At 48.5% G+C, this 6,233-nt stretch carries 6 protein-coding genes; 5 read left to right on the forward strand and 1 reads right to left on the reverse strand.

Annotated features, from left to right (window positions below; all coding sequences use genetic code 11):
- The 5 genes from AKL11_RS05675 to AKL11_RS05695 all read left to right on the forward strand — a co-directional run.
- A partial coding sequence (locus AKL11_RS05675; protein WP_172807243.1) for a transposase occupies window positions 1-466 on the forward strand: 466 nt, incomplete at its 5' end.
- Between the two features lie 422 nt (window positions 467-888).
- Entirely contained in the window at window positions 889-3,318 is a 2,430-nt protein-coding gene (locus tag AKL11_RS05680) for a DMSO/selenate family reductase complex A subunit (RefSeq protein WP_067515645.1), read from the forward strand.
- Between the two features lie 13 nt (window positions 3,319-3,331).
- Complete coding sequence (locus AKL11_RS05685) at window positions 3,332-3,967, forward strand: DMSO/selenate family reductase complex B subunit (RefSeq protein ID WP_253705177.1); 636 nt, start codon at window positions 3,332-3,334, stop codon at window positions 3,965-3,967.
- 2 nt (window positions 3,968-3,969) lie between these two features.
- Window positions 3,970-4,818, forward strand: coding sequence for a dimethyl sulfoxide reductase anchor subunit family protein (locus AKL11_RS05690; RefSeq protein WP_067515646.1), 849 nt, complete (start codon window positions 3,970-3,972; stop codon window positions 4,816-4,818).
- 272 nt (window positions 4,819-5,090) lie between these two features.
- A complete protein-coding gene (locus AKL11_RS05695; protein ID WP_067515647.1) occupies window positions 5,091-5,621 on the forward strand; it encodes a hypothetical protein in 531 nt (176 codons plus the stop codon).
- 113 nt (window positions 5,622-5,734) lie between these two features.
- On the opposite strand, the gene AKL11_RS25580 is transcribed toward AKL11_RS05695, so the two are convergent.
- Window positions 5,735-5,977: a hypothetical protein gene (locus tag AKL11_RS25580; protein ID WP_172807244.1), complete on the reverse strand. Its 243-nt coding sequence runs from the start codon at window positions 5,975-5,977 to the stop codon at window positions 5,735-5,737.
- Window positions 5,978-6,233 lie beyond the last annotated feature (256 nt).

A 6,233-nucleotide genomic window follows, 5' to 3' on the forward strand; every position in this document is an offset into this window, starting at 1 on the left:
TCCAGGGCTATCCAAAGTCACGTTTTACGGGATTTATTACTACAACGAGGGCCAGGTTAGGATTTGGCCATACCCCAAAGGCAATTCACAACATACTGTGAATGTTCTGGAGCGTATTCGACAGGAGAATMTTGAACGACAAWTTACTGTTATTTGGGATGGTGCGTCCTATCATCGGTCATTTGACGTCTGCGAGGCTGCAAAAAATCTAAAAATAGAGCTAGTCTGGCTACCTCCGTACAGTCCTGATTTTATGMCAGTTGAGGCTCTTTGGCGTTGGTTGAGAGAGGAGGTAACTTATCATTATTGTCATAGCACCCAAGATGAACTGGTGAAGAATGTCAAAGMCTTCTGCGTGCAGATTAACCAAAAACCAGTCGAGTTAGCCGACAGACTCCATACCAAGACGTCTCTTGACGAGGAGGAAGAGGTGCTCAGAAAACCGGTTAAGCCAAAACCAAAATAAAACCGATGGTTTCAAGTGAGTTTTGGTTTATATCTTTTCCAATGGTATGTAATTAATCCTGAGCATGGTTGCTCATGCTCAGGTTTTTTCAGCAACCATCTATGCTTCATTTTTTACCATACTCGCATACTTGACGTTGAATCCCCTGGCTACAGATTCAGGGTCAATGCTCATTTATGGTGTAATTACGTGTTTGTTAAGGGATCATCATTAGTACAATTTGTGATCCCACCACTCTTTGTGTAATTGTCTCAAAACGCGCAAAAAATTGATTTAGATCAAGCGGTTGTTTCTTGATCACCGATTATCATCATCGCCCTTTTGTCAGTTCATTATTTGTACACTCTCCCCCGCCGTGTTGCTTGTCATGGATGCTTTGGCGACCTGGTTTACGGACTGGCTTAGTGATAACGGTAAAATAAATGAAGAAACTACTTGATAGTGCGCTGTCGTCCATCGTCAAGCGAAGAACCTTTATGAAATGGGGTACTGCCGCTGGCGGCGCTGCTGTTGTCGCAGGTAATGCGCTCCCACTGAAAGCCATTGCTGCTGAATCATCTTCTGAAAAAAAATCTGAAGAGAAGGTGACCTGGACTGCCTGTATGGTGAACTGTGGCAGCCGATGCCCACTTCAGGTTCACACCAAAGATGGTGTGATTACCCATGTTGAATCCGATAACCGTGGCGATGACGTGTATGGCGATCATCAAATCCGCGCCTGTCTTCGTGGCCGCTCTATCAAACAGCGTGTATACAACCCTGATCGTCTGAAATACCCGATGAAGCGGGTAGGTAAGCGTGGCGAAGGTCGCTTTGAGCGCATCAGCTGGGATGAAGCGCTGGATACCATTGCCAGGCAGCTGAAATACACCATCGACACCTACGGCAATGATGCGATTTATTACCAGTATGGCTCTGGTACTCAGGGCTATAAGACCGATGGACCTTTTGCTGGTAAACGCTTATTGAACCTGATCGGTGGTTATCTGCCTTACTACGGCAACTACAGTTGGGGACAAATTCAGTTTGCACTGCCATTTACTTACGGCGGCGGTCGTCCAGCGGCTTATGGCAGTTTCACCAGTGAAATTGCCAATGCAGAACTGCTGGTGATGTTTGGTTACAACCCCGCGGAAACTCGTATGAGTGGTGGTGGTGAAATTTACGAACACACCAATGCCGTGAACAGCAAAAATGTTCGCACCATCATTATTGATCCTCGTTATACCGACACCATGTTGGGCAAAGAGTCTGAGTGGATTCCTATTCGCCCGGGTACCGATGCGGCGTTGGTTGAAGCCATTGCATGGGTGCTGATTAACGAACAGATGGTGGACGAAGCATTCCTTGAGAAGTTCTGCGTTGGCTACGATGAAAAAACACTGCCAGCCAGCGCACCAAAGAATGGTCACTACAAAGCGCATATTCTGGGGCAAGGGCCTGACGGCATCGAAAAAACACCCGAGTGGGCTGCCACCATCACCGGTATTCCAGCGAAGAAAATCATCCAGCTGGCCCGTGAGATTGGCAGTGCCAAACCGGCTTACATTATTCAGGGTACGGGCATTCAGCGTCAGGCTAATGGTGAGCAGGCCAGTCGTGCGATCTGCATGTTGCCAATTCTGACTGGCAATATCGGTCTGGCGGGTACTAATACCGGTGAAATGCCGGGTAACTATGGCTTCCCGGTGAAAACCCTGCCGATTGGTAATAACCCGATCAAAACAGCGATTCCATTCTTCAAATGGACTGATGCCATTCACCGTCACCATGAGATGACGGATAAGACGGATGGTTTGCAGGGTGGAACACACCTGAAGAACCCGATTAAATTTATCTGGCAATATGCGGGTAACATCACCATTAACCAGCATTCCGATATCAACCGGACGAAAGAAATTCTCTCGGATGAAAGCAAATGCGAGTTTATTTTGGTGTTCGAAAATCACATGACACCTACCGCACGCTTTGCAGATATTCTGTTGCCGGATATCACCACCATCGAAAATTACGAGGTGGCGAGTAACGGTTATTCATCCGGAAGCCTTGGTGCTGTTATTCCCCTGGTGCCTGCTATTGAGCCAATGTATGAGTGCCGCAGTGCATACGACATCTGTTCCGGTATTGCCCAACGTTTTGGTCTGGAAGAGCAGTACACCGAAGGTAAAACCCACGAAGAATGGGTAGCAGAACTGTATGAGCTGATGCGCAAAGAGCAACCTCAGGTTCCGACTCTGGAAGATCTGCGTCGAGATGGGCCATATAAGCAATCAGCACCAGAAAGCATTCGTATCGCGTTGAAAGATTTCCGCAGCAATCCGAATAAGCATCCGCTGGGCACACCCTCTGGGAAAATTGAAATCTATTCCGAGAAGTTGGCGACGATTGCCGCTGAATGGGAATTACCAGAAGGTGATGTCGTTACCCCGATTCCTCAGTACGTCACCACGTGGGAAAGTCATCTGGATCCATTGACTGAAAAGTATCCGCTGCAGCTGATTGGTTTTCACACCAAAGGTCGTGTGCACTCCACTTATCACAACGTGGCTCTTCTCCGCGAAGCCGTCACGGATGCGGTATGGATGAATCCGGCAGATGCAGAAGCTCGCGGCGTTAAAGACGGCGATATGCTGAAAGTCTGGAATGACCGTGGAGAGACCCGTATTCCTGCAAAAGTCAGCCCACGGATTATGCCGGGTGTTGCCGCGCTCGCTGAAGGTGCCTGGTACACACCGGGTAAAGACGGAGTGGACCGTGGTGGTTCTTTCAACGTGTTGACCACACATCGCAATACGCCGCTGTCCAAAGGCAACCCAATGCACACCAACCTTGTTGAAATCGCCAAGGCATGACAGGTAGAAACAAATGACACAACTTCCTATGAAACAGCTAGGATTTTATGTAGACACCGCCAAGTGTACAGGCTGTAAAACCTGTCAATTGTCGTGCAAAGACGAAAATGACCTGAAGGTTGGTGTGAACTGGCGTCGTGTGTATGAATACGGCGGCGGTGATTGGATGCAGAACGCAGACGGTACCTACGAGCAAAACGTATTTGCTTATTACACCTCCATCAGCTGTAACCATTGTGCGCAGCCAGCCTGTACTAAAGCTTGCCCAACCGGTGCCATGCACAAACGTGAGCAGGATGGTTTGGTAGTAGTAGACGGCGATGTTTGTGTGGGTTGTCGTTACTGCGAAATGGCCTGCCCGTACGGCGCACCGCAGTTTGATGCAGAAAAGAAAGTCATGACCAAGTGTGATGGCTGTTATGACCGGGTTGAGCAAGGCAGGATGCCGATCTGTATCGAATCCTGCCCACTGCGTGCGCTGGAATTCGGACCGATCGATGAGCTGCGGGCGAAATACGGCACTGAAGCAGACATTGCTCCTCTGCCAGACTCATCTCTGACTCTGCCTTCTCTGGTGATGAAAGCCAGCCGACATGCCAAGCCTTCCGGTGACCGTACCGGACGCATTATCAACACACGGGAGGTGTAACCATGCACGAGTTGCCACTGGTTTTCTTTACGGTTCTGGCACAGGGAACCGTGGGCCTGTTTCTGGTACTGGCCTGCCTGTTAATGGTGAATAGCGACAACAGTCGTCAGCAGCTGTTGAACAAAATGCTGATGGTGGTTCTGGTGCTGCTGGGTATTTCCGGTGCTGCAGCCATGACACACCTTGGTCAGCCGCTGCGTGCAATTAATGTGGTGTTTGGTCTAGAACACTTGTCTGCACTGAGTGTGGAGATTATGAGTACCTCACTGTTTGGTGGTGCTGTCTTGACTTACGTGGCCATGACCCACTTCGGCATTCTGCCAAAATTGCAGAAGCTGGTGCTGGCTGGTGCCATGGGGCTAGGAGTACTGTTACTGCTGGCCATTGCCAATGTGTATACGTTGGCGACAGTACCCGCCTGGAATAGCGGCTGGACGGTTTTCCAGTTTGTGATGACGGCATTTGTCGTTGGTATTCCGGCAGCAGCACTGATGCTGCGTACTCAATCGGTACTTTTGGGCGCATATCAAAAGAATGCTGACCGTGCAATGGCAACCTTGGGCTTTTTGGTGATGGGTGTGGTGTTGGTGGGTTACCCACTGTACCTTTTCTGGTTGGGGCAGGTTGATTTGCCTGCCAACCCTCTGGGACTGTTTGAATACCACGGTAGTTTAATGTTGGCTCGATTGGCACTGCTGTTTGTTGGCATGGGTTTGTGGGTGATTTCTGCAACCCGTGGCAGTAATACCGTGGTTGGTCTGACAGCCTTTAGTACAATTATGGTGCTGATGGCTGAACTCTGTGGTCGTATTTTCTTTTACGATCTGCATATGTTTGCCAGCGGTATGTGAATCGCCGTTATTGCCTGAATCCATCGTCACGGAATGCCTGTAAGCAGTCCGTGACGATGCTTTTGTAATACCTGAATGACTAAAATTGGTGGGCATTTTGTTAGATACAAAGGTTCAGGGGTATTTTTTGTTGATGCAGGTGACTACCAGTCAAATGATCAATACCGCTTCGCGGTAGCATCGCCGTGGGCTGTTATTAGTGATGCGTGAAAAGCTGTAGTTAAGCCAAACAGGATGTGCTGGCGAAATAAGAATAAGCGAGAGGGAATCTCTTGAAACTGAATAAAGCGCTGTCTTTGATGATTTCAATGCCATTGGCGTCCCAGATATCCGCATCACTTTACGATGCCCAGGCCATGGGGCAAGGCGATGCCGGTGTTGCCGTTGGCGATTATACAGAATTTGTGACCAACCCTGCCCACCTCGCTAATTCCAACGATTATGACAGTACTTCTTATAGCCTCGGTGCCGGTTTTTTCATTCAGGATAATAAGAATTTGGTAGATCATGCCAATGATGCTGAAACGGCCATAGAACGTCTTGTTAAGTTTCAAGCTACCCCTGAGCTGGAGACAGAAGACCCGGATCCTGGCGAGACTACGGAAGAAGCCGCTGCCAGAGAAGCGAGAAATGATGAGATTAGAGAACAGAATGATGAGAACCGCGAGCAGGATGAAGAGCGGCTTGATCGATTACAGGGCCGAGCAAAAAGAGCCCTGAATAGATTGGCCGGAGCCAATATGGGCTTTAGAGCAGGCACCGGTGCTTATGTGGCCATCCCTGGTGAGTATACTCGACTTTAGATTTCCCATAAAACGGAAGTTTGGTCAGATTGCATAATTTCAAAATAAACAACATCGACGAACTATTTTTTCAGGCTCGCTTATATTCGGTTTTTTTGTCTGAAAGCCTTTGGTTATACGGCTTTGCCCTTATCACAAACTAACTGGTCGGTCAGCCTATCAAAATCGAACTCATATTTTTGCCAATATCGGTTCCAACCCTCGCGAATTGGGAACCGGGGAATAATTTTTGAGAGCGCAGTTCTCATCATGCCAGCGGTCGTAGTGTCCTGATCTCGCCAGGGTAAACTCGAGATACTCAGGCATGCTTGATTTTTACAGACGGTCAGCAGTTGCAATAATGCATAGGCTGCCATTTTCAAATGCATCCATCGAAGAACCGATCTCAACTTTTGCTGCCACAGGTGGCGACAGCCGAAAGCGTGTTTGAGCTGATTGAACATCGGCTCAATTGGCCATCGCTTTCTGTAGCCTCGTAAGTAGTTAACCAAATGAAATCATATATTCCTGACCGACCTGCTCAAACACTCGTATGACTTCTGCTTCAAACGCCTTAAAGTCCATGACCTCAAAGAGATTCAACCATTCATACTTCACCTTTTGCCATAGCAT

Source organism: Endozoicomonas ascidiicola (assembly GCF_001646945.1).
GTDB lineage: Bacteria > Pseudomonadota > Gammaproteobacteria > Pseudomonadales > Endozoicomonadaceae > Endozoicomonas > Endozoicomonas ascidiicola.

What these genes read in the sequence shown, in the direction of transcription:
- AKL11_RS25580 (WP_172807244.1), bottom strand. Translation starts at nt 5,977, where the DNA reads ATGGCAGCCTATGCATTATTGCAACTGCTGACCGTCTGTAAAAATCAA.
- AKL11_RS05685 (WP_253705177.1), top strand. Translation starts at nt 3,332, where the DNA reads ATGACACAACTTCCTATGAAACAGCTAGGATTTTATGTAGACACCGCC.
- AKL11_RS05680 (WP_067515645.1), top strand. Translation starts at nt 889, where the DNA reads ATGAAGAAACTACTTGATAGTGCGCTGTCGTCCATCGTCAAGCGAAGA.
- AKL11_RS05690 (WP_067515646.1), top strand. Translation starts at nt 3,970, where the DNA reads ATGCACGAGTTGCCACTGGTTTTCTTTACGGTTCTGGCACAGGGAACC.